General features: G+C 38.6%; 21 protein-coding genes. 8 read left to right on the top strand and 13 right to left on the bottom strand.

Annotation, left to right across the window (positions count from 1 at the left end; all coding sequences use genetic code 11):
• From ACM66U_RS02330 to ACM66U_RS02385, 12 genes are read right to left on the bottom strand one after another with little or no spacing between them, the layout of a single operon-like run.
• Window positions 1-1,680, bottom strand: a complete 1,680-nt coding sequence (locus tag ACM66U_RS02330) for a GspE/PulE family protein (protein WP_346389343.1) — start codon at window positions 1,678-1,680, stop codon at window positions 1-3.
• Window positions 1,677-2,585: a tetratricopeptide repeat protein gene (locus ACM66U_RS02335; RefSeq protein WP_418641039.1), complete on the bottom strand. Its 909-nt coding sequence runs from the start codon at window positions 2,583-2,585 to the stop codon at window positions 1,677-1,679. Before ACM66U_RS02335 ends, ACM66U_RS02330 begins: the two co-directional genes overlap by 4 nt.
• Window positions 2,578-3,363, bottom strand: a complete 786-nt coding sequence (locus tag ACM66U_RS02340) for an AAA family ATPase (RefSeq protein ID WP_418641040.1) — start codon at window positions 3,361-3,363, stop codon at window positions 2,578-2,580. Before ACM66U_RS02340 ends, ACM66U_RS02335 begins: the two co-directional genes overlap by 8 nt.
• Before the next feature lie 9 nt (window positions 3,364-3,372).
• Window positions 3,373-4,935: a type II secretion system protein GspD gene (locus ACM66U_RS02345; RefSeq protein ID WP_151901011.1), complete on the bottom strand. Its 1,563-nt coding sequence runs from the start codon at window positions 4,933-4,935 to the stop codon at window positions 3,373-3,375.
• A complete protein-coding gene (locus ACM66U_RS02350) occupies window positions 4,932-5,270 on the bottom strand; it encodes a hypothetical protein (RefSeq protein WP_418641041.1) in 339 nt (112 codons plus the stop codon). The genes ACM66U_RS02345 and ACM66U_RS02350 overlap by 4 nt, the downstream gene beginning before the upstream one ends.
• On the bottom strand, window positions 5,267-5,881 hold the full coding sequence (locus ACM66U_RS02355) for a hypothetical protein (protein WP_346389347.1): 615 nt from the start codon (window positions 5,879-5,881) through the stop codon (window positions 5,267-5,269). Before ACM66U_RS02355 ends, ACM66U_RS02350 begins: the two co-directional genes overlap by 4 nt.
• 1 nt (window position 5,882) lies before the next feature.
• On the bottom strand, window positions 5,883-7,358 hold the full coding sequence (locus ACM66U_RS02360) for a hypothetical protein (protein ID WP_418641042.1): 1,476 nt from the start codon (window positions 7,356-7,358) through the stop codon (window positions 5,883-5,885).
• 44 nt (window positions 7,359-7,402) lie between these two features.
• A complete protein-coding gene (locus ACM66U_RS02365) occupies window positions 7,403-7,861 on the bottom strand; it encodes a prepilin-type N-terminal cleavage/methylation domain-containing protein (protein WP_346389349.1) in 459 nt (152 codons plus the stop codon).
• Window positions 7,858-8,319 carry a hypothetical protein gene (locus ACM66U_RS02370; RefSeq protein ID WP_346389350.1) on the bottom strand — a complete coding sequence of 154 codons (462 nt, stop codon included), beginning with the start codon at window positions 8,317-8,319 and terminating at the stop codon, window positions 7,858-7,860. The genes ACM66U_RS02365 and ACM66U_RS02370 overlap by 4 nt, the downstream gene beginning before the upstream one ends.
• Window positions 8,319-9,212: a type II secretion system protein gene (locus tag ACM66U_RS02375; protein ID WP_418641043.1), complete on the bottom strand. Its 894-nt coding sequence runs from the start codon at window positions 9,210-9,212 to the stop codon at window positions 8,319-8,321. The genes ACM66U_RS02370 and ACM66U_RS02375 overlap by 1 nt, the downstream gene beginning before the upstream one ends.
• Complete coding sequence (locus ACM66U_RS02380) at window positions 9,209-9,835, bottom strand: type II secretion system protein (RefSeq protein ID WP_151901004.1); 627 nt, start codon at window positions 9,833-9,835, stop codon at window positions 9,209-9,211. The genes ACM66U_RS02375 and ACM66U_RS02380 overlap by 4 nt, the downstream gene beginning before the upstream one ends.
• Window positions 9,832-13,326 carry a LamG-like jellyroll fold domain-containing protein gene (locus ACM66U_RS02385; RefSeq protein WP_346389353.1) on the bottom strand — a complete coding sequence of 1,165 codons (3,495 nt, stop codon included), beginning with the start codon at window positions 13,324-13,326 and terminating at the stop codon, window positions 9,832-9,834. Before ACM66U_RS02385 ends, ACM66U_RS02380 begins: the two co-directional genes overlap by 4 nt.
• A 145-nt stretch (window positions 13,327-13,471) precedes the next feature.
• Here ACM66U_RS02385 and ACM66U_RS02390 point away from each other — a divergent pair, with 145 nt between their 5' ends.
• From ACM66U_RS02390 to ACM66U_RS02415, 6 genes are read left to right on the top strand one after another with little or no spacing between them, the layout of a single operon-like run.
• Window positions 13,472-14,017, top strand: coding sequence for a DedA family protein (locus ACM66U_RS02390; RefSeq protein WP_346389354.1), 546 nt, complete (start codon window positions 13,472-13,474; stop codon window positions 14,015-14,017).
• Between the two features lie 39 nt (window positions 14,018-14,056).
• Complete coding sequence (locus ACM66U_RS02395) at window positions 14,057-15,277, top strand: NAD(P)/FAD-dependent oxidoreductase (RefSeq protein WP_346389355.1); 1,221 nt, start codon at window positions 14,057-14,059, stop codon at window positions 15,275-15,277.
• A 15-nt stretch (window positions 15,278-15,292) separates the two neighbouring features.
• Window positions 15,293-15,586, top strand: coding sequence for a DUF4282 domain-containing protein (locus ACM66U_RS02400; protein WP_151900999.1), 294 nt, complete (start codon window positions 15,293-15,295; stop codon window positions 15,584-15,586).
• A gap of 59 nt (window positions 15,587-15,645) precedes the next feature.
• Entirely contained in the window at window positions 15,646-15,873 is a 228-nt protein-coding gene (locus ACM66U_RS02405) for a hypothetical protein (protein ID WP_346389356.1), read from the top strand.
• A 1-nt stretch (window position 15,874) separates the two neighbouring features.
• Window positions 15,875-16,795: an EI24 domain-containing protein gene (locus ACM66U_RS02410; RefSeq protein WP_151900997.1), complete on the top strand. Its 921-nt coding sequence runs from the start codon at window positions 15,875-15,877 to the stop codon at window positions 16,793-16,795.
• Complete coding sequence (locus ACM66U_RS02415; protein WP_418641044.1) at window positions 16,796-17,722, top strand: NAD(P)-dependent oxidoreductase; 927 nt, start codon at window positions 16,796-16,798, stop codon at window positions 17,720-17,722.
• Here the strand turns inward: ACM66U_RS02415 and ACM66U_RS02420 are convergent.
• Window positions 17,719-18,762, bottom strand: a complete 1,044-nt coding sequence (locus ACM66U_RS02420) for a YfdX family protein (RefSeq protein WP_151900995.1) — start codon at window positions 18,760-18,762, stop codon at window positions 17,719-17,721. The genes ACM66U_RS02415 and ACM66U_RS02420 overlap by 4 nt on opposite strands.
• A 173-nt stretch (window positions 18,763-18,935) precedes the next feature.
• On the opposite strand from ACM66U_RS02420, the gene ppsA reads away from it, so the two are divergent.
• Both ppsA and ACM66U_RS02430 read left to right on the top strand, forming a co-directional pair.
• Window positions 18,936-21,353: a phosphoenolpyruvate synthase gene (ppsA, locus tag ACM66U_RS02425; protein ID WP_151900994.1), complete on the top strand. Its 2,418-nt coding sequence runs from the start codon at window positions 18,936-18,938 to the stop codon at window positions 21,351-21,353.
• Complete coding sequence (locus ACM66U_RS02430; RefSeq protein ID WP_418641045.1) at window positions 21,353-22,255, top strand: aldolase; 903 nt, start codon at window positions 21,353-21,355, stop codon at window positions 22,253-22,255. The genes ppsA and ACM66U_RS02430 overlap by 1 nt, the downstream gene beginning before the upstream one ends.
• Window positions 22,256-22,262 lie beyond the last annotated feature (7 nt).

Here is a 22,262-nt window from a genome sequence, read left to right on the forward strand (position 1 = left end):
CTAATGTTCCTTGGTTACACGCAGTACTTCCGCAACAGTTGTTATTCCTTTGAGTACCTTGTTCATTCCGTCGTAAATCATCGGCTTGTATTTTCCCGCTTTTTCTGCATACTCTGCCAAAACTATTTTATTTGCATTTTCAGAGATAAGCTTTGCGGTATCTTCATCAAGAACAAAAACTTCTGAAATCATTGTTCTGTTGAAATACCCTGTAAAATCACATTTTGAGCACCCTTTCCCTTCATAAACAACAGCGTCAGGCTTGATATATTTTTCTACTTTTGGCAGTTGGGATTTTTGTATTTTTACCTCATGCTTGCAGTAGGGACAAATCTTTCTTACAAGACGCTGTCCTACAACACCGATAAGAGAATCTGAAATCAAGTAGGGTTTTAGCCCCATCTGTACCATTCTCGGGATTGCTCCCGGGGCATCGTTTGTGTGGAGTGTTGAGAGTACGAGATGTCCGGTAAGGGCAGCCTGGGATGCGGCATCAAGGGTTTCGCTGTCACGAATTTCACCGATGAGGATAATATCAGGATCCTGGCGTAAAAAAGATTTTATTGCTCTTGCAAAAGTGAGTCCTGTTTTTTCGTTTACCTGGATTTGCTGTACAAGAGGCAGTCTGTACTCAACAGGATCTTCTGCCGTCATAACCTTGTTGGAGATGCTTTTTATCTCATTGAGTGCCGCATACAGAGTGGTTGTTTTACCAGAACCCGTAGGTCCGGTAATGAGTAAAATGCCGTGAGGCGAGGTAATCAGGTCATTAAACGCTTCCAGGTTTTCATCTGCAAAGCCCAAATCTTCGAGTTTTAAAAGAACTTTTTCTCTGTCGAGGATTCTCATAACGATAGATTCGCCAAAGATAGTCGGCGTGGTAGAGAGTCTGAAGTCATAGGCTTTGTCAAAAAGGTTCAAAGAGAATCTTCCGTCCTGGGGAACCCGCTTTTCGGATATGTCTATATTGCCTAAAAGTTTGATGCGTGAAGAGATGGCATGGTAGATCTCCATATCAAAAATGAAGTTTTCAAACAAAACGCCGTCTATACGGGAGCGTACTATCATTCTGTCATTGTCTTCGGGTTCTATGTGGATATCACTGGCTCTTTTTGCAATAGCATCGCTGATGAGCAGTCGAATAAGCCGCATAACAGCGCTGTCTTCTCCCTCTTTTTTTAATCCCTCTGTCTGTAACTCTTTTTTTACTTCATCTATAAGGACTTTGGTTTTTTTAAGCGTCTCTATTCTTTTGAAAATAACATTAATGTCATCTTCATAGGCCAAAGAAATTTTCATCGGTTTGATGGATATGCTTCTTTCCAAATTCTCCAAAGCATCATAATTAAGCGGATCGCTGGTTGCCATATAGATAAAGTCCTCATCCTCTTTAAAAGGAATGGCATGGGCAACTTTTAGTAAATTTATCGGGTACCTTGCAACAATTTTTTCAAAATCAATTTTTTCGCCAAAAAGGTCGACAAAAGGAATTTTGAGTTGAGTTGCAAGCATTTTAAGCAGTTCTTTTTGTGAAATGTACCCCTCGTCAATAAAAATTTCACCGAGTTTTTTTGTAAAGTTAAGCTCTTTTTGTTTGGCCAGAGCAGATTCAAGCTGCTCTTGTGTGATATATCCTTTTTCAATCAGCAGATCACCGAGTCTTATCTTTTTGTTTATCATTGAGTATGCTCCCATTGTTTTAACAGGCTTTGCGCTGCATCCGAATTTTCATACTGCAAATATATATGCAACAATTGCCTGGCTTTGGCATTCTGATGCAGTGCATAAAGAGATTTTGCATAAATTATCCAGGATTGTGCATCACTTTTGTTAAGCTGATTTGCTTTTTTTGCCCAAACTATCGCTTTTTTGTAGTTGCCTTCTTTGTAATAGTTGCGTGCTATGACAAGTGCTACGGCATAATTTGGAGTCTGCGCAAATCTCTTTTGAAGCTCCTGTGTATCAGCACTTTGCACTTTGATCATAGGGGGCACTGTCTTTTGTGCATTTTTTTGTATTTGCAACGGCGGAACTGCTTTTTTAACTTTCTCTTTTTTTTCTGGCACTGTTTCTTGCTGCAGGGCATCATTATTTTGTGTCCGGATAACATAGTCCAGTTTTTTTCTTTGTGCCAGTTTTATATAGGGATCAAGGTCTTGCAAAGTGTCTGATTCATTACATACAAGGTGGATGTAAACAGAAGATTGCTGCAGTTTGCAATTGACAAAACCAAGAGTCTCGAGATGCTTTTTTTCTTTTTTAATTCTGTTTGTATAGCGTGGAGATGCTACCAAAAACTGCAAAGAGTATTTTTTTGCATCTGTTTGCACTTTTTTTGATACTTTTTTGACTTTTTCTCTTTGCACTTCTTTTTTAGGTGCTGTTTTTTTTACAGGATGCGCACTTGTAACAGCTTTGGGTTTTGCAGAAGTTTTTTTCTCAGGAAGAGTCGATACCTGCTCAAGCGCATAAAGATAAAGAAGCACAGCAGCGATAATTACAGAAACAGCGACCAGGGCATATTTCAGTTTTTTTTTCATTGCATATTTTTTACAGCGTTTTTGCAAGTCGTCAAAATTATGCATTGATCAGCCCTCCGTCTATGGCAGCCATAGTCAGAATACATTTGTTAAATGCTTTGTAATGCTCTTTATCATTTTTTTGCGCATAGTCAATGAGTAAAAAGGAGGTATAGAGAAGTTTTTTGAGTACGCGCATATTGCCGTTACTGAGTCTGTATATATCTTTTATATGTTTTTTTGTGATTTCACCGGCAAGCATAGAGGCGTTTTTATTTTGCAGTTCTGTGTAAATGTACTCTCTGCACTCCTGCATTGAAATATTTTGCAACTTGAGAACCTTGTGTGGTCTTGATGCAAACTGTGGCTCTTTGAGTATCTTTTGTGACTCATGCTCATGCATAGCGAGGATAAACCAGAATGCCTTGGAATCTGCCAGAATCCGAATGATTTCAATCATATCTTTAGAGAGCAGCTGTGCTTCATCGAGCACTACTATATAGTTTGAATTCTGGTATAAAGAGATGACCTGCTTGATGAGTTCTTCTAAGGAGTAGTTGGCAACTTCTGTCTGCGTTTTTTGAATTAGAATTTTTACGAAGTCTATAGGTTCCAAAAAAGGAATGTCAAATTTGATAATGTCATAAGTAAACTGTTCTTCGATGTAATTTAAAAAAGCACTTTTTCCTACGCCTGGTTCGCCCGTTAAAAAGAGGAGTTGTTTTGTATTGTTGTTTAAGATGCTCTCTATTGTATTTTTTATGTGAAGCACTTCACTGTTTTGATGATAATGTTCAGAACTGTTTTGTTCTTCAAAACACTGGGCAAGTTCTAAATAGTTCATTTGGCAAACCTACCCATTGGTTGTATTCTCAATGGTACTGTTTTTGTCAAAAGTTGATTGAAAAAACGGATCTTTTAAATCAATGTCTCTGAGTGTCGGCATAGCTTTTGTCGTTACAACATGGGGCTGTATGATAATAAACATCTCCGTTTTTTGTTTTATCTTCTCTTTATAGTTAAAGAGAGATCCAAAAAACGGGATATCTCCCAAAAGAGGTACTTTTACAGAAGAACCGCCTTTAGTGATGCTGACAAGCCCGCCAATGACTATTTTTTCATTGTTTTTTATACGTACAATAGAGGTCATTTGCTTTATTTTTGTATCAGGCGGAATCTCCCGTGTAGCACTTGAAGCGGTATTTGTTGTGGAGGTGTTGTCAGCGAGTTTGGAAACCACAGGATTTATTTTCATAATGATTTCATTGTTTTCGCTGACTTCGGGAATAACATAAAGAGTAACACCTATAAAGGTCGAACCGACAGAAAAAGTGTTGGTTCCGGCCGCTGTGCCGCCTGTCGTTGTCACGGAACCTGTCTGGAATTTATAGGAGAGTTGCTCTCCTACATTGATAACAGCAGGCTGGTTGTTCATTGTGACAACTTTTGGGTTGGAGAGGACTTTGATGTCCCCGTATGTTTTTAAATATTTTAAAAACTTTGCTGTTGAAAAACTGTATGCCAGATTATAGGAAGGTTTGTTTAAAAGTGTGGCATCAACAGCTCCGGGGTCATTGCTTATACTCCCGCTTAAAGAGATGTCAAGTTTGCTCCAGTCGATGCCTGTTGAGGAGCTGTCATCATAGGTGAGTTCTATTATTTTTGCTTCTATAGCCACCTGTTTGTGCATTTTTTTCAGTAAAACATTAAGGTATCTGTCTACCTTTTCCAGGTTCTTTTTTGTTGTGGTGATGGTTAAAAGAGAAGCATCTTTGTTAATGAAAATTCGTACATTTTCTTTTGTATGAAACAGTTTTGAAATATTACTGTACAGATTGTCCCAATAAGTAAATTTTGATTTTGAGCTAATAGTGGTAAAATCATTGGAAGATGAAGTTCCTCTGTTTTGGCGTCCGTTGTTGCCTCCGGCACCGCCGCCACCGCCAAATCCGCCGCCACCGCCAGAAAGGCCACCTGCGCCTCCTCCTGTATTACCTGCCGCAATACCTGCTGCTCCTGTTGTAATGGACTTACTGCTTTCACTGCTTAACTCACTTAGATATATATAATCAACACTGAAGGTTTTTGTTCGCAAATACTGTACTTCCAGGGTATTTTTTGTAGGCTCATAGGTATAAAAAAGATTTGCCTCGTTAAACAGAAAGTCTAAAAACTGCTCAAAAGTATAGTTGTTAATATTGACATAATCCAGTTTTTTATGAAGCATTTTTTTGGATACGTCATCATTGAATACAATAGAGAGCTTACAGGTAGCACTTAATTCTTTTAAAATCGAAGCGACTTCTATAGCACTTTTTTGTTTTTGTTTGTAGGCACTGAGTGAGAAGAGCTGGTTTTCACAAACAGTGGATCCAAACAGGGTATGTGCGAGGAACAGTAAAAGTAGTATTTTCATTTTTCTTCTCTTTTTGCTTGTTTGATTTGGATAAGGTGGTTTTTTTGCAAATGCAGTATTTTTAGACGGCTGCGGTTTTGCAAAACAACGGATTGTTTATATATTTTCTTTATTTTATAGCCCTGGATTTTTTCACCGACAGTATAAAATCTGTTGTTGACAAAGGCACGGTTGTTGTAAATTGCACTGAGTACAAAAGAGTTGCTCTGCCTTTTGGTGGCATGGCGTGTATGCAGTATTTTCTGACTTTTGTAAAAAGGGTCATAGTTGACAATGGGCAGAGAGTTTGCATATAAAAAAGGAAAACACACAGAGGCTAAAATCACTTTTTTCATTTCTCAACTCCATAAAATTTTACTTCAAAAGAGAAAAGCGGTTGATTCGTTTCTTGCAAAAAAATGTGCAGGTTCTCAACTTTTATCAGCATGGTACTTTTTTCTACGCTGCGCAAAAAAGAGAGTTCATTTAAAAATCGTCCGCTGGCATTGACATCGATGACCTTTTTCAGTTTTAAATTCCCTATGTAGGGTTTGCTCTCATTGTGCAGAGTGATGGCTTGAATCAAGACACCTTTGTGCAAAGAATTATCTAAAAGTTTGTCCAAAAAGAGACTGATTGACTTTTTGGAAATAAACAGAAAACTTTTTGAATCCAGTTTATGCTGAAAATAATTCAACTGCTCTCTGTCTTGCTCAATTGCTGTTTTGTTTTTTACAATCTCTTTTTTTAAACGAACTGTTTTTGCCAAAAGCAGCCTAAGAGTCGGTTTGCTTAACTCTTTTTGCAGTGCCTCTGTCTTTTTTTGGTTGGCATCAAACTCATCCAGGGCAGAGGAAAGAAACAGAAAGTAAAAAAGAGCAAACAGTATAAAAGGAATAGCAATATATATGCCAGTTTTTTTTCTGGAATCTAAATTCTCTATCTCTTCAAATTTATCTCTTAGCATGCTACTCAACTTCTTTTACACTGATATAGATTTTACTTTTATAGACACCGTCTTCATAAGTAATATCTTTCGTCATAACATTTTTATATCCCAGTTCTATAAGATCATGCATAAACTTGGAAATGTTACCTCTTTTAGCGGATTGCGAGATGAGTTGAATCTCAAATCTTTTTTCATCTTTTTGAAATATAGAGGAGGCGCTCAAACGGTACTTCTTCAGTACTTTCAGAATGTCATTCATCATTTTTTGCCGTTTTATCCCAATTTGTCCTATCATAGGAATAACCCTGAAAGTCGTTTCGTATACAAATATTTTGTCTTCAAGCCCTTCTTTTTCTTTGAGCAGCCGATCATTTTTCTTTTTGATCTTTTTGAAACGAAGAGAGAGATCTTCTATCTTCTTTTTTCGCTCTTTTGCTTTGACTTCAAGGAGGGTAATTCTTTCCTGCTGTTGGTTGAGATAGTAGCTGACAAAGATGCCGATGCCTAAAAGAACAACAATTGTAATAAGTGTTTCTGTAAGATATCGAAAGCCCGTATACTGCGATAGCGGTTTTTTTCTTTCAAGGTGTGTTAAATTAACCTGATGAAAATCTGCTCCCTGATGCAGCCCAAAGAGATACTCAAGCAAGACAGAAAGAGAAGGTGTTGCCTGCTGTATATGGTGTGTCAAAGGTTTTATAACAGGTTCAAAGCCATATTGAGAGAAAAAATCTCCTATGCCTTCGAGGGTGTGCCCTTCAAAATCTATGATAACTGTATCTATGCCGGTCAATCCGAAAAGACCGCGTTTATGGTTGATAGAGTAGACAATCTTTTCTATATCTTTTGAAAAGACTTCAATGACGGTATCTAAAATCAAGGTCTCTTCAAGCCCGTAGTTGTCACGGTTAAAGCCTTTTTCCTGTAAATATTCTTTGAGTTTTACAAGTTCCAGGCCTGTCCGTTTCGAGATAGCATTGAGTGAATTGATAACCCTGTGACCGATATACCTGCCGTTTTGGTATATCGCTCCGAAAGCTTCGTCGTCGCTGATGTAGATATACAAATCATTTGATTTTTTCTCTTCTTCTGTTTTATAAAGTGCTTCATATATCAAAAAACGGGGCAGGGCAAGGTCGACTACATCTATTTTATATGAAAAATTCGCAATATGGTGATTGAAATCATCAAGAGAAAGGGCAAAGGCTTCGATGAGATACTCATGGTCAAGCTCATACTTGATAAAATCAACAGCATACTCTTTTTGTACATCAAGTCCGCCCTCTTTGTACATTTTGAGTTCTGTTTTCATTGCGAGTTCATCATCGCTGATTGTATTTGCAATTTTAAAAGAAAAAGAGTGAATATATTTTAAGGGAACAACAACTGCAGTGAAAAGTTCAGGGTCCTTGTTCTTTGTATCAAAAACAGGTTTTTGTCCGTCATAAATAACAGTATGTTCATTATCAAGAAGAACTATTGCATTTTCAGCCAAAAACCAATCCTATTTTCTTTTATTATAACAAAATATGAATTAGGTTACCTTAAGTCACCGCTGAAATGGTCAATTGTAATGTTTTTTTCTTCGTTATTGTAACTTAATGTTATCACAATATCACTGGCCAATAATGAGTTTTGTGTTGTTTTGTTTCCGTCAGTTCCGTTGTGTACGCGTCCGAGTGTATCAAAACAGAGAATGTTCTCATTTGGAGTTACCGTAAATACAGCATGTACTTTATAATGTGTATCAATTGTTGTTCTGTCGGTGAAAAAATTCTCTTGAGCGATACATCCTATAGTATAATCCATACTTCCGGACGGATTCCTTTTGTCATAATTGAGTCCTTCATATCGGGTTGTATTGAGTTGGAGTTCTAAAAAATCACGATCGTTCTGAAGGTAATGCGGTTTAAAATAGTAAAATCCTGTTCCGGCTAAAACCCCTATGATGATTATGACAAAAATCAATTCTATTAATGTATAGGCCTTTGTTCTCATGGTCGTTGCAGGCTCCTTGTTACGATTCTGACGGGAGATATATAGTCTCCTATCTTATTATTGCTGCTGTTTGTCTGTACTGTGATGTTTATAAGAACATAGCCGTTTGACTCTTCTGTCTGAATTCTTTTTTTTATGTTGTTGCAGTTTGTCCCGGTTGCATTGTCATAGTCATCTGCATAAAGATAATATGTTGAAATATTTACATCTGCTGTAAATTTGCCGTCTGCCGAATCAAGGCTAAAGAGTGTCAGGCACTCGGTACTTCTGTCTGTCCCTTCAATTTTTAAAATTGTTGTCTCTAAAACACTTTGGGAAAAAATTTCTGCCTGCTCTTTTATATAGCTGTCGGCAAAATGTTTTGCAGAAATTGAAGTGTACTTGAGTGTCAGTACACTTGCTCCGGCTAAAAGAAGAATGATGAAAATGGCCATTAAAAGGTTAAATCCGCTGCGCATTAAAATACCACCTTCATTTTGGAAAAGTGCACCGGGTGGGCGCCGCGAATCTGTTTGTTGACATCCAAAAGAATGCGTATCGTGTAATCAACTTCACTGAAGTTGAAACCGTCTATATTCTGCATCAAAACAGAGACATTTCCCACTTTGGAGTTGCCCTGTTTGTCTGCACAAAATGTTTCCTGCTTCCACGGTCTGTAGTTTGAAAAGAGAAAAAGAGTACTGTTGACATCTTTGCTCTTTAAGCCAAGATCTGTGATACAGGTGGCATTTTGATCGATATCTTCTCCTCTGGCGATAGCATAAGCGCTCTCAACCAAAAAATATTTTTCATACAGAAATTGCGGGACAGGGTTGTCAAGAGAGATATTTTGATCACTTATTGTGATATCATAGGTGTCCTCTCTGTTGCTTTCATGCCAGCCGAAACTCGAAGCTATATTTGCACTGTCACTTTGTGAACGGTCAAAACTTCCTGCGAATATAAGAGCTGTTTTACTTGTATCTATGGCAGTGCCGTCTATATCGTATGAGGCGACTTTTGTACCGGTTTTTGTTGCCATATCAAAAAAGCCACTGTATCTTTTTTCAAGGTATAAGTCATTGGCTCTGCCTATCCACTCAAGTACAGGTTTGGAGCTTGTCAAATCGCCTATATACTCAAAACTGCCGTCATTGGGGTTGTATCCAATGGTACTGTAGACGATGCGCTGCGTTAAATAATTACTGATTTGGTTGACAACAATCTGAGACTCCAAAGAGAGGTTTGTCAGCTGTTTTGCTTTATACTCACGCACTAAAATTGCCTGCATCGCTTTAAATGAACCCGTAGCCAAAAAAGAAATAATGACAATGACAAATATCATTTCTATAAGGGTTGCCGCTCTTCTCATTGCCATACTCTTCTGTTTACTTTGATTTGCCCGATATTTTGGGCAATAAAAGGAATTTTTACAAAACTGTTGCCTAAAACATTTCCTTTTTTATTTGCCTGAACCGTGACTGTTATGAACTTTGTATTGGTAGTATCGGTGGCATTGGGAGGATAGACAATTGTGTACTGGGTTGCATTGAGCGTAATGTCATCTATATAGTTTTCCGTTACACTGAGGTTATAGTCACGTGAACTGCTGGAGTTTTTTGCATTGAGCGTGATAAAATCATCCATATCATCCAAATCATTGCTGTCAGACCCAAGTACAGAAGCATATTTTTTATGAAAACAGTTCCGAGAGCCTTTCATACCGCCTGCTCTGTAGCCTGATGTTTCATTACAGTCATAAACACTGTTGCCGCTGGTCACAAGAAGAATGTCATCAACTTTTGTATTTTCTTCATCCCATGCGGTGGATTTAATCAAGCCGACATAGGCTACGGCATTGAACATTGCTTCTTCTTTTAAGCTTGTTGTGGATGACTTGATGGAGAGCTGCAGAATTTTAGGCAATACAGAGAAAGCAATGGCGATGATAACCATAGAAAAGATAAGTTCTATCAGCGTAAATGCTTTTTTCATCGCAGCAGCCTGATTCCTCGAGAATTTTTGGAGACATTGACATCAAAAGAGACACCGTTGACATTCCCGCTGCTGACACCTGTTCCGCTGCTTTGTGTATTGAAATTGTATTTGATACAGGGGTGCTCACTGCAACTGCTGCCGACACTTTCGTTATAGTCACTGCCAAAATTTTCATGGACATACCAGATCCACGGACTGACATCCAAATGAATATAGTGAGTCAGTGTATTTTGATTTGGATTGTTGACAGTTATGCTAAAGGTGCCGTTTGTATCAAAACTGACTGTTGCGCTCATTCCGTCATCATCCGCCGATTTTTTCGTTGTAGTTCTTGAAACATTCAGAGCAAGGATGTCTCCGTTTGTATTTTCGTTTTGAGGGACATAGTGATACCAGTGACTCAACTCTTCTGTCAAATTCAAATCACTTACATAACTGTCTGCAAGGCTGTCATAGACCAGTACTTTTGCCTGCACGGTATCAGTTGTCTGAGAAGTTGCCAAATCCTGTGTATAGAGTCTTGCATAGTAAAATTTACTGCTGTTGTTTTCCGGAGTCAATCCTCTGTTTATGACACTGGAACTTGTTGTGTTTACCTCTGTGACCGTGATAGTACGAGGTTCTTTTGGAGCGTTGAAGACTCTGTAGACATTGAGGGCATACTCTATTTGTGTTGAGTCTCCGGAACTGAAGTTGCTGTCATTGACTGTAGCATTCAGGTTCATATTGCTTAAATTTTTATCATGTCCGGTTGTAACGGTATTGTTTATACGCTCAAAATAACTTGCATTCGCATCATCATTTGTTGTGTTGAGATCTATTTTTACACCGACATCTGTTGCAGCGCACAGAGCATCAAAGTTTTGTGTTGTCTGATTCTGTTCGTTTTGTGCCCGGACATTAAAGGCGATGCTGATGTTGGCATCATTGACATTCGCCATGTATCGCCAGTCCTGATCCGGATTGTTGCGCGTAAAGCTATAGTTTATGATGGAAAAATGATGTGGTGCAAATGAGACTGTTGTCGAATTTTGTTCTATCAGTCTTTGAATGTCATTTGTGTCATCTGCATCTATTTTTGCAAATTCATTGCCGTTTATCTCTTGTATAGTGATATTAAGTTCGCCGACTTCACTGTAGCTTGCATTGACATCATTTTTTTGTCCGTTGACAAAGGAAAAATTTTCCATCGTAAAGCTTCCAAGACTGCATGTGCTTTTTGTAATATTGGCGTCCACTTTAAAAGAACTGTTCCTTGTTTCATTATAGTCTGTGGAAGGATTGCCGTTTGCATCCAAAGCTTGAAAAGTGGTGTTGAAATCTGCGCCTGCAACCAGAGGTAAAGTTGTGACATTCAATGTGAAATTTACAGGGCGTACGGCATAATTATCACTTGAATAAGAGCTGTTTGTGTCCAAAGAGGTATTGTTTTGATCTCTTCCCTCTATGTAAACCTGAACACATTTTACAGCGCGGTCTATCGTCATATTGTCATAATAAGCACAGCCGCTTGCATTGGTATCGTTACATGTAGTGCTGGTTGCGTCATCACATTTTACGACATTGGCAAGAAGATTGCCGCCACAGTCTGTAGTGTTTCCGTCATCATAGTATTTGAGTGTGACTTTTGTAATGTCTGCCACGCTTGGAGCAGTCTGCGTCAGTGCATCTTTTGAGAGGATGTAAAGACCATAAGGCTTGTTGACTATTTGTGTAGTAAGGTTGTTATCCCAGTCATTTACCGCGTTACATGTAACGCCGCCAATAGAACTGACTGCATTAAAAAGCGTGGTTTTATTGTTGTTTTGATTGCCGCCACCACATTGAGGGACAGCTCTGCTGGTTCCATTATAGTTGTTGCCGCTGTTTTCATTGTTATAAAAAGCTTGAATGTCATTTTGGCTTAAAACACCATCAAATATTTTAAACTCATCCATAGATGCACCGATGGTGGTATTGCCATCATTATCCCCGTAAAAATCACTTGCACCTATACGATCCAGCTGTATATTTTCTAGGGCATTATTAATAGTATCCTCTTCATTACCGTTATAATAGATTGTAGTTTGTCCGTTTGCACTAATAAAATCAACTAAAGTCCAATCATTTGGTAAACTAAGATCTTTACATGTAGGCGTTCCGTTTTGTGCATCAACACACCAAGCCCACTTCCAAGCACTCCATGAGAAAAACCAAAATTTTGTTCTATAGTATTTAAAAAATATAAAACTATCAGATGCCCCATCCCTATCAGCAATATTGAAATATTTTTCTTCATAAGATGTGAACCCTGATTGGTAAGAATATATCTCATGATTATTTGTATCTAAAGGAAATTGAATCCAAGTAGCAACTGTGTATTTATTGGATAAAGGGATTACATTTTGTGGTACAATTTGTTTTGGAGCTATAAAATTACCACCGGTATAAATTTTCCCATCCGTAACATTGGCATCATTGAGAGCCGTTGCATTATAATCACTTCCAAGAGTTCCGTCGTTTTTTATTTCGTAAGTATTGCTGTCACTGTCCCAGCTACACTCATCCATACGGTAATCAATAATTGGTTTTGGATAAGCATCTGCTACAGATGTATAAGGGATGAGTATAAGCTCATCAAAAGAGATGTCATCAACTCCACTTTGTGTTGTAAAGTTACCGCTCTGTATGCGTACTTTGCTGATCCCGTTGATATTCTGTATGAGTGCCTGATCAAAATCAAATTTATCTGTTGAGGTGCTGTTGATATCCCACGATACAATCAAATTATTGTTCAAATCGAATACTTCAACTTTATTGATACCGTTTTCATGAATATCTCGCATTCTGGCAATAAAAATTCGAAAACCTATAAACGAGTTTGTTTCATTTATTGGGTAGTCAATAGATGTACCTGATGGTGCATCTGGATAGTAAGCGTATGAGGTATTGTCAATATCATAGTTATCATCATCGTCATTATTGTCGCCAAGATGCTGTTTTGTGAGAAAATTATAAGCGATTGTTGTTTGCTGAGAAATAAGTTTTAGCGCTGAAAAATTAAAATCATCAATATCTCTTACCTGCCCTGAACTACAGGCTAGTTCATTCCCCCGTCTATCATAACAACTCCCTCGTACAGCAATATCATGATAGCCGCTAACCAGACTGAGTGTCGTATCGAGTGATATGGCAGCACTTCCGCTTGCCCCTGTCCCCACAAGATTTCCATCAATATAAACACGAATAGCACTGTCAATTCCTACCGCATTTACAAGTTCTACTGCGGTAATATCACTGTTTTCACTCAAATAAAATTTTGTAGGATTGTTAAGGTAGTAGTCATATGTGTCTTCGGTGTCATTTGTGAGAGGTTCAGAAGGAATAAAGCTGCTCTCAACATTATCACCAGGATGCAAGTTTCCTGTTAGCTGAATATCTGCATAAAGAGAGATTGAAAAAAGAGATAAAAGTAATAAAATTTTTATAATAATTCTTTTTTGCTGCATTGCATCTTTTTCCTGAGATCAGTTTGTTTATTATAACTGTTATTTACATTAACTTTTCTTTAATGAACCCTCTGTTTTAGCGTTTTTGAACAGTGTTATCAAAAATGCGCTATTATTTGTGAACGTTTAAAGGACAGAAAACAAGATGATAACGGAATTTTTATTACATCATTTTTCTTATTGGATATTGTTCTTTTGGAGTATCCTCGAAGGAGAAATAGGGCTGACACTTGCCGGATTTTTAGCCAAAAAAGGAGTATTTTCTATTGAGAAAATTATTCTGATTGCTACTGCCGGCGCTTTGATCGGCGATATACTTCTTTATACAAGCGGTCGTTTTCTTATCAAAAAAAAAGATTTTCTACCTGTTCATTATAAGAAGCGGATAGAAAACATTGAACACTGGTTTCACAAGCATGGCATTTTAGTTATAATATTTGAGCGATTTATATACGGAACACACATTCCTTCACTGCTTTTTGTCGGTATGTCAGGATTTTCGTTTTGGAAGTTTTTCATTGCGGATATTATCGGTGTTTTCTTATGGTCGGTTGTATTTACATCGCTGGGCTATCTGTTTGGCGAAAGCATCATCGGCATAATGATTGTTTTGCAAAAACATTTGTCTGTACTGTTTCTGGTACTGTTTTTTGTTTTGATTATCTTTTTGCAAAATAAAGAGGAAAAGTAAAATGTTACAGTCAAAATCAGGCACTTATAAGGATCAAACATGAAAAAAGTCGTTATTTTAGGCGCAGGTTTTGCAGGCTTGCATATATTTTACAAAATTCGCCATCTTATCGGTAAAAAAATAGAAGTTACCGTTGTTGACTCAAGAAGCCACTCTCTTTTGAAGCCCTCTTTGCCCGAGGTCTCTTTTGAAGGCGCTCCTGTTTCACACTCTTTGATAGAACTGAAACACACCTTAGAGAACCGCGGAGCAAAGTTTGTACAAAATGAAGTTATAAATATTGATGCCCCAAAAAATGAGCTTACACTGAAAAATGGTGAAATGCTTGGTTATGATTACATATTTTTAGCACCGGGTGCTATAAAAGATTATGATGCGATTAAGGGTTTCAAAGAGTTTGGCTATTCGGTGTGTGACGAGCTGCAGGCGCAAAAACTTTGGAAAAAAGTACAAAGTTTTGAAGGCGGAAAAATAATAACGGGTGCTGCAAAAAGCAGTTGGGGAACACGCGTTGATGCACCGAAACTTTTGGCACCGTGTGAAGGACCAATAGGCGAAATAATGTTTATGCTTGACTTTTACCTCACACATGACAAAGGTTTGCAACGTACCAAAGATTATACGATTGAGGTTTTTACTCCTGGCGAGATATTTTTTGAAGATGTCGGCGATACGCCAAGAAATGCTGTTGGAAAAATTATGCAAGAAAGAGGCATAAAGCTTTCCAATAAAAAAGTCTTAACAGAAATAGCGAAAGATTATGTAGCATTTGAAGATGGCTCAAGAATGGCATGTGATTTAGCGATTGTCATTCCTCCCTACAGTGCTCCAAAAGTATTGATTGAATCAGGTCTGGGTGATGAAAAAGGTTTTATTCCTACAGATAAACAGATGCGCCATTTAGATTATGCGAACATTTTTGCAGCAGGTGACGCTACGGCGCTTGCACAGCCAAAACTTGGGCATGTTGCTATTATTCAGGGGGCTATTGCTGCGGCTGCTGTGATGAAGGAATTGGGAGAAGATATAGAAATACCTTCTTATGATTTGGAAATTTTTTGTATTATGAACATGGGCGGACATGATGCCACACTCATTGCTTCAAATGTACTTTACGGCGGCAACAGAGATATTGCTTTTCATTCACCGCTTGCAAAAATGATGAAATGGGGATTTGACAATTATCTCTACTATAACAAAGGGCATATGCCGCCGGATTTTGTTCTTGATGCAACAGACAGACTTGTGAAATTTTTATAAGGGGTATAATTGTACATGTGGAATATCTTAAGTTTTAATACATTCATTGCACAGGATATATTTATTTTCTTTTATTATATCTTTGCTTTGTTTGTGCCGGTGTTGGTATGGAAGATGCGTTTTTTTCTTATAAAAAGATTTTCTTTTTTGAAAGAGAGGGCTTTAGGCAAACAAAACAAACTTGTGCTTATTCTTTTTTTTGGTGTGATTTTTTTATGTATGGAGTTGTGCCTGCGAATACTGTTCGAAGGAATGATCGGCTATTTTGACATGCATGATTATCTTTATAAAATTTCTCAAAAAGTATGAAAAATTAATAAAATAAGGGTTATAATTGTTACATGTAAATAATAAACGGAGTATCAAAAATGGTAGATTTTTTAAAAAAAGCAATGGATTGGGTACTTGAAAAAGAGCTGGAAGCGGCAAAAAAATGCTATGTAAATCCTAAAGATGTTGAAAAACAGATAGAGATTTTAGAGGAAAAAAGAGCCGAACTTCGTAAGAAATTTGAAGAAGAAGATGCCGAATTCGGGCATATACTCAGTAAACTCTCATTCATCAAAGCAAATGCAATGAAGTGCGAAAAAAAGTAAGATGCAAAACATTATAGAAGCAATACTTTTTGGTTTTAGTGAAATACTCAATTACAAAATAATGAAACGTGCCTTGGCAATAGGGGCAGCCGTTACCATTGTCTGGTCGATCATCGGCTATTTTATGTGGGGCGGACTTATCTCTGTCGCCGCAGGTTTTATTGATTTGGTACCGTTTTCTATGCTTCGTTCAAACGGAGCCTGGATCTTCTCCTCCTTTTTATGGTTTTCTCTGGTATTGGTTACCTTTGCCTTGATTTTGGCATTTTTTGGCAATATGATTTTAGAGAGGGTTTCTAAAGAAAAGTACAGCTCCTTTTCACTGCTTGTTGTATTTTTAAGTGCTGTATTTTGGGCTGTAATATGGTTTTTTAAAGGTGCATATTTGCATGAGCAGTTTTTAAGACTTTTTAACTGGTTGCCGTTTGAGACAGTACAGGAAAGTCTGGCATATTTGCTGGGGATCTATTTTATCTACAGCGGTATCATTGTCAGTATGTTGCTGATAACAAGCTTTTTCAGTGAGGCATTGCTGGAAGATATCAATGAAGAGCATTTTCCTTATGAACCGCTTTTACAGGAAGATGAGGTCAAAGCAAGCGAAAACAGACTGCTGGATATAGCGATATATACGGTGGTTTCGATTGTCGCTTTTCCTTTGCTGTTTATCCCGGTGCTTAATTTTGTTTTGCAACTCGGCTTATGGATTTGGCTTATTAAAGATACTTTTGTCAACGACAGTGCTCTCTTGGTGATACCAAAGGAAAAAAGAGCAAAGCTTTCCGGATACAAATCGGGCTTTTTCGTTATCAGCGCCGTCACAGCACTTTTTAACTTTTTGCCGATTTTTAATATTTTTGGACCGTTTTTTGGAGAAACTGCAATGTTTTATTATTTGAAAGAAATTCAAAAGGAACTGTAGATGAAAATTGCATTTTTTGAGACAAAACCGGAAGAAAAAGCTTTTTTTCAAGAACATCTCAAAGAGCAGGAACTCTTCTTTTTTGAAGAGACTGTCAATGAGGCACTCAAAGAGACGCAGGCGTATGATGCTGTTTCTGTTTTTGTACACTCTCGCATTACAGATGAAATTTTAGAAAAACTTCCGGCACTGAAGTACCTGCAGACAAGATCAACAGGCTATGATCATATAAAATGCGATACACTCTACCGGCGCGGACTGCTTGTCTCGAATGTTGCAGGCTATGGCGGTCCTGCTGTTGCAGAGTTTGCATTTTCACTGCTTTTAAATGCCACAAGACATACACATATGGCTCTGCAGCGCACAAAACAAAACAATTTTGACTACAGTGATCTTCAGGGTATGGAAATCTCGGGAAAAACACTGGGAATACTCGGTCTTGGAACCATAGGCTCGCAAATGGCACAAATTGGCAAAGGCTTTGGAATGAAAGTAGTCGCCTGTTCAAGGACAAAAAAACCGATTGTCGATACGTTAGGGATTGATTTTTGTGATTTGGACTCTGTGATAGCACAAAGTGATATTTTGATGCTGGCACTTCCTTTGACACCGGCTACAAAAAATATTTTGAATGAAAAAAATGCAGCAGGACTAAAAAAAGATGCCATTATTGTCAATACGGCACGCGGAGAGCTGATTGAAGATGTGCTGTACGGAAGAATGAAAAATATTCTCTGTCTCGATGTTATAAGCGACATAAAGTACATTCATCGAAATAACATTCTCTACACGCCGCATATGGCATACTATACAAAAGAGGCTCTGCAAAGAATTATGCAGATCTCTTTACAAAACATGAAGGCGTTTCTTGCAGACAGACAGTTGCCAAACTGTCTGAAACTGGCATGTAATCGTGAGTACAGTTAGTGTTTTTTTGTACTTGTGTCCGCTTCATGTTTTGTAAGCAGTGATGCAAAATCTTTTTTGATTTTTTCATAGAGTTTTGCAACAATATTTTTCCCTTTAATCTCTTTTTCAATATTTTTAATCTCTTTTTGCAGCATCTTATACTCAGGCGCATGTTTCTTTGTATAACCCAGATAGACTGCTTTTTCAAGTTCATCCTGTGCCAAATCAAGCAGCTTGAGTGCTTTGTCTTTCTCTTTTTTATTGAGTTTGGATGCTTCGACTACCAGGCTTTGTGCCGTAATAAGCGGCAAAGGAACAATGGTTGTTTTAATGACTATACCGTTTAAGGCAGTGACAAGCATTGAAAAAGCCTCTTTGGCTTTGCCTTTGTTTAACTCTTTGAGTGCTTCTTTTGTCGCAAGCGGATACATACCCATCGGCAGATACTGTGTTGTCATTACCATTTCATCTTCTAAAGGCATGAGAATGGCTCTGGCCGCCTGTGTATCATAATCATCCAGCAGATCCTGCGCAGATTTTATGATGTGTTTGACCAGTTTGGCATCTCCTGTAAAATCATGGACCTCTATGGCATCTGCAACCGGTACGAGTGTGAGTTTCGGATTGTTTTTGAGTGCCGTGTCAAAAAGTTTAGTGGCTTTGTTGAGGGCATCTTTTGCTGTTTTTGTGTCTCTTTTTTGCAAAGCTTTAAGGGCTTCAACTGTCTGTCTGAGCGCCTGTGCAATCTCTTTTGGTGCTTTTTGCAGGGTTTGTCTGTGTTGGTCTGCTTCTTGATTGACAACATCTTTCAACCTTCGCATATCCTCTTTTTTTGCATCTGATTGAAAATATTTAGCATCCATTTTACGCATAAATTCTTCTTTGGATTGGGATTCTTCCACCTTTGCCTGGGCAGCAGCGTGACCTTTTACCAAAGTCGGATTATTAATGGCTCTCTCTTCTTTTTTTGAAACACTGTCATTGTAGCTTGCATAGAGTGCTGAGCTTGAAAGCAGTACGGCTGCCAATACTGTTGATAATATAACTCTTTTTTTCATAACTTTATCCTTTTAATATCAAGTTTATTTAGTCTAATTATGAAATATAATTGATAACAGACAGTAAACACTGTATTGAAAATAGTTGTATATTATTGGATATTTGTTTACTGAAAAAGGAGTACAATACTTTATAAGAGCAAAAAGCAAAAAGTATTTCAAGGAGTGCAAGGATGTCAAAAAATATTAAATGGTTTCAGGAAATCGGGATAGAGGATGTTGCCGAGGTTGGCGGGAAAAATGCTTCCCTTGGAGAGATGTATCAGAATCTGACAGCGGAAGGTGTCCGTGTGCCCAATGGTTTTGCCGTTACATCGAGTGCTTACATACATGTACTGGATGCAAACAATGCCTGGGAAAAACTGCATGCACTCCTTGATAATCTTGATGTCGACAATGTTGATGCCCTGCAAAGTGCAGGAAAAAAATGCCGTGAGATAGTTTATAATGCAAAACTGCCGGATGATCTGCGTGAGGATATTGTAAAGGCGTATGAAAAACTCAAAGAAGAGTACGGGGAGAGTCTCTCTCTGGCTGTTCGCTCCTCTGCTACGGCTGAAGATTCTCCGGAAGCCTCATTTGCAGGACAAAATGACACGTATCTGAATATTTCAAGTGCAGAAGAACTGCTGGATGCCTACAAACGATGTCTGGCATCAAATTTCACAGATCGCTCTATACATTATAAATATGATAACGGTTTTAACTATCTCAAAGTCTACCTCTCTGTAGTTGTTATGAAAATGGTGCGCAGTGATATCGGGGCGAGCGGCGTCATGTTTTCACTTGATACCGAGACAGGTTTTAAAGATGTTGTTTTCATAAATGCAGCACTCGGACTTGGCGAGAATGTTGTGCAGGGAAGCATCAACCCTGATGCTTTTTATGTGCATAAACCGACATTCAACAAAGGGTTTCGTACTGTTCTCAAACGCTCTTTGGGTTCCAAAGAAAAAAAGATGATTTTTACAGATACGATAAATCTGGACAATATAGCAGTGGAATACACAAAAAACATACCGACGACAGCACAAGAGCAGAGCCGTTTCTGTATAACAGATGAAGAGGTAATGGTCCTTGCAGATTATGCCATCAAGGTGGAAAACCACTACTCAAAAAAAGCCGGTTTTACGAAACCAATGGATATGGAGTGGGCAAAAGACGGACTCGACGGGCATCTGTATATGGTGCAGGCACGCCCTGAAACGGTTGAATCTCAGAAAAAAGGCAATATTCTTGAAACCTATCATTTAAAAGAAAAGGGCAGGGTTCTTGTCACCGGTCAGGCTATCGGTACAAAAATAGGACAGGGAAAAGCCCGATACATAGCAGGCGTCAAAGATCTCAATACCTTTAAAGCCGGTGAGGTACTGGTCGCAGATACCACAAACCCTGACTGGGAACCTATCATGAAAATAGCCTCTGCCATCATTACAAACAAAGGCGGAAGAACCTGTCATGCGGCAATTCTTTCACGGGAACTTGGCATACCTGCGGTTGTAGGATGCGATAATGCCACAGAGGTGCTCAAAGATGCTGATGAAGTGACTGTAAGTTGTGCCGAGGGAGAAGAGGGCCATGTGTATGAAGGTCTTTTGGATTATGAAATCATAAGAACAGACCTTTCAAATCTGCCAAAAACAAAAACAAAGATTATGATGAACCTTGGAAATCCTGATATTGCTTTTTCCCTCGCCTCTTTGCCTGTTGACGGGATAGGTCTTGCAAGAATGGAGTTTATCATTAACGAGTACATAAAAGCGCATCCGATGGCTTTGAAACATCCCCAAAAAGTGGATGAGGCAACACGAAACAAATTGGAAGAACTGACACGTGCTTATGATTCGATGGAAGATTTCTTTGTCAAAACACTCTCAGAGGGTGTGGCAACCATCGCTTCTTCTGTATACCCGAAACCCTGTGTGGTTCGTATGAGTGATTTTAAATCAAACGAATACGCAACACTGCTCGGCGGTGAGGTTTTTGAGCTTAAAGAAGATAATCCGATGATAGGTTTTCGAGGCGCTTCACGATATGCCCATCCAAACTATGAGGAAGGGTTTGCTCTGGAGTGTGCGGCTATGAAGCGTGTACGTGATGAGATGGGATTTGCAAATGTTATTTTAATGATTCCTTTTTGCCGCAGAGTGGATGAAGGAGAGCGTGTTATAGACACTATGGCAAAATATGGACTCAAACAGGGTGAAAACGGACTTGAAATTTATGTCATGTGCGAAATTCCCAACAATGTTATTCAAATAGATGCTTTTAGCAAAATATTTGACGGTTTCAGTATCGGAAGCAATGATCTGACACAGCTTACACTTGGAGTTGACCGTGACAGCGAAATCGTTGCCTTTGATTATGATGAGAGAGACGAAGGGGTCAAAGAGATGATACGGCTGGCAGTGGAAGGTTGTAAACGAAATGACCGTCACAGCGGCATCTGTGGCCAGGCACCGTCAGATTACCCTGAAATGGCGGAGTATCTTGTGCGTCTGGGTATTGATTCTATGAGTCTGAATCCTGACAGTGTCTTAAAAACCATAGAAAATGTAGGCAAACTTGAACAAAAACTTGGGAGAACATGATGAAATATAATATTCCGGCAGATGTACCAAAGAACAAAGAAGAAACATACAAAAAAAATCTCAAAAGTGCGACAAACGCTACAAACCATTTGATGCTTTTTGCAGGAGACCAGAAAGTCGAGCATTTGAACAATGATTTTTACGGCAAAGATATTCCGCTTGAAGACAACTCTCCGGAGCATCTGTTCAAAATTGCTTCACGTGCAAAAATAGGTGTATTTGCAACACAGTTTGGGCTTATCAGCAGATATGGGCGTGATTATAAAAATGTTCCTTATCTTGTAAAGCTCAACGCTAAAACAAATCTTGTCCCTTATGAGAAACAAGACCCGTATTCAAAAGCATGGCTGAGTGTCGGTGAGGTTGTTTCCTTTGCCAAAGAGAGTAAACTTGATATAAAAGGTGTCGGGTACACGCTTTATCTCGGCGGTGCGTATGAGCATGAGATGCTGACCCAGGCGGCGAGTATTGTCCATGAAGCACATAAAAACGGACTTTTGGCGGTGCTGTGGATTTATCCAAAAGGCAAATTTGTGAAAGATGAACATGACGGGCATTTAATAGCCGGTGCCGCAGGTGTCGGAGCAGCCTTGGGTGCTGACTTTGTAAAACTCAAAGTGCCATATGATAAAAAAGGAAAATTTGATCCGAAACTGTTGCGAGAGGCTACAATGGCAGCTGGCAGAACAGGTGTTCTGTGTGAGGGCGGCGCCAAAATAGATGAAAAAGAGTTTTTGACACAACTGTACGAACAAATTCACAAAGGCGGTTCTCGAGGAAACGGTACTGGGCGTAACATTCATCAAAGGCCGTTACAGGAGGCTGTAAAAATGGCAAATGCCATTTATGCAATAACTTCGCAAAATGCTACTGTAAAAGAAGCATTAAAACTACTCCGATAGGAGCGAG

It is taken from the genome of Sulfurimonas sp. ST-27 (assembly GCF_048081595.1).
GTDB classification, from domain to species: domain Bacteria; phylum Campylobacterota; class Campylobacteria; order Campylobacterales; family Sulfurimonadaceae; genus Sulfurimonas; species Sulfurimonas hydrogeniphila.

Excerpts from the sequence above, each read along its gene's own strand:
- ACM66U_RS02330 (WP_346389343.1), bottom strand. The coding sequence starts at position 1,680 with ATGATAAACAAAAAGATAAGACTCGGTGATCTGCTGATTGAAAAAGGA.
- ACM66U_RS02335 (WP_418641039.1), bottom strand. The coding sequence starts at position 2,585 with ATGCATAATTTTGACGACTTGCAAAAACGCTGTAAAAAATATGCAATG.
- ACM66U_RS02340 (WP_418641040.1), bottom strand. The coding sequence starts at position 3,363 with ATGAACTATTTAGAACTTGCCCAGTGTTTTGAAGAACAAAACAGTTCT.
- ACM66U_RS02345 (WP_151901011.1), bottom strand. The coding sequence starts at position 4,935 with ATGAAAATACTACTTTTACTGTTCCTCGCACATACCCTGTTTGGATCC.
- ACM66U_RS02350 (WP_418641041.1), bottom strand. The coding sequence starts at position 5,270 with ATGAAAAAAGTGATTTTAGCCTCTGTGTGTTTTCCTTTTTTATATGCA.
- ACM66U_RS02355 (WP_346389347.1), bottom strand. The coding sequence starts at position 5,881 with ATGCTAAGAGATAAATTTGAAGAGATAGAGAATTTAGATTCCAGAAAA.
- ACM66U_RS02365 (WP_346389349.1), bottom strand. The coding sequence starts at position 7,861 with ATGAGAACAAAGGCCTATACATTAATAGAATTGATTTTTGTCATAATC.
- ACM66U_RS02370 (WP_346389350.1), bottom strand. The coding sequence starts at position 8,319 with ATGCGCAGCGGATTTAACCTTTTAATGGCCATTTTCATCATTCTTCTT.
- ACM66U_RS02375 (WP_418641043.1), bottom strand. The coding sequence starts at position 9,212 with ATGAGAAGAGCGGCAACCCTTATAGAAATGATATTTGTCATTGTCATT.
- ACM66U_RS02380 (WP_151901004.1), bottom strand. The coding sequence starts at position 9,835 with ATGAAAAAAGCATTTACGCTGATAGAACTTATCTTTTCTATGGTTATC.
- ACM66U_RS02385 (WP_346389353.1), bottom strand. The coding sequence starts at position 13,326 with ATGCAGCAAAAAAGAATTATTATAAAAATTTTATTACTTTTATCTCTT.
- ACM66U_RS02390 (WP_346389354.1), top strand. The coding sequence starts at position 13,472 with ATGATAACGGAATTTTTATTACATCATTTTTCTTATTGGATATTGTTC.
- ACM66U_RS02395 (WP_346389355.1), top strand. The coding sequence starts at position 14,057 with ATGAAAAAAGTCGTTATTTTAGGCGCAGGTTTTGCAGGCTTGCATATA.
- ACM66U_RS02400 (WP_151900999.1), top strand. The coding sequence starts at position 15,293 with ATGTGGAATATCTTAAGTTTTAATACATTCATTGCACAGGATATATTT.
- ACM66U_RS02405 (WP_346389356.1), top strand. The coding sequence starts at position 15,646 with ATGGTAGATTTTTTAAAAAAAGCAATGGATTGGGTACTTGAAAAAGAG.
- ACM66U_RS02410 (WP_151900997.1), top strand. The coding sequence starts at position 15,875 with ATGCAAAACATTATAGAAGCAATACTTTTTGGTTTTAGTGAAATACTC.
- ACM66U_RS02415 (WP_418641044.1), top strand. The coding sequence starts at position 16,796 with ATGAAAATTGCATTTTTTGAGACAAAACCGGAAGAAAAAGCTTTTTTT.
- ACM66U_RS02420 (WP_151900995.1), bottom strand. The coding sequence starts at position 18,762 with ATGAAAAAAAGAGTTATATTATCAACAGTATTGGCAGCCGTACTGCTT.
- ppsA (WP_151900994.1), top strand. The coding sequence starts at position 18,936 with ATGTCAAAAAATATTAAATGGTTTCAGGAAATCGGGATAGAGGATGTT.
- ACM66U_RS02430 (WP_418641045.1), top strand. The coding sequence starts at position 21,353 with ATGAAATATAATATTCCGGCAGATGTACCAAAGAACAAAGAAGAAACA.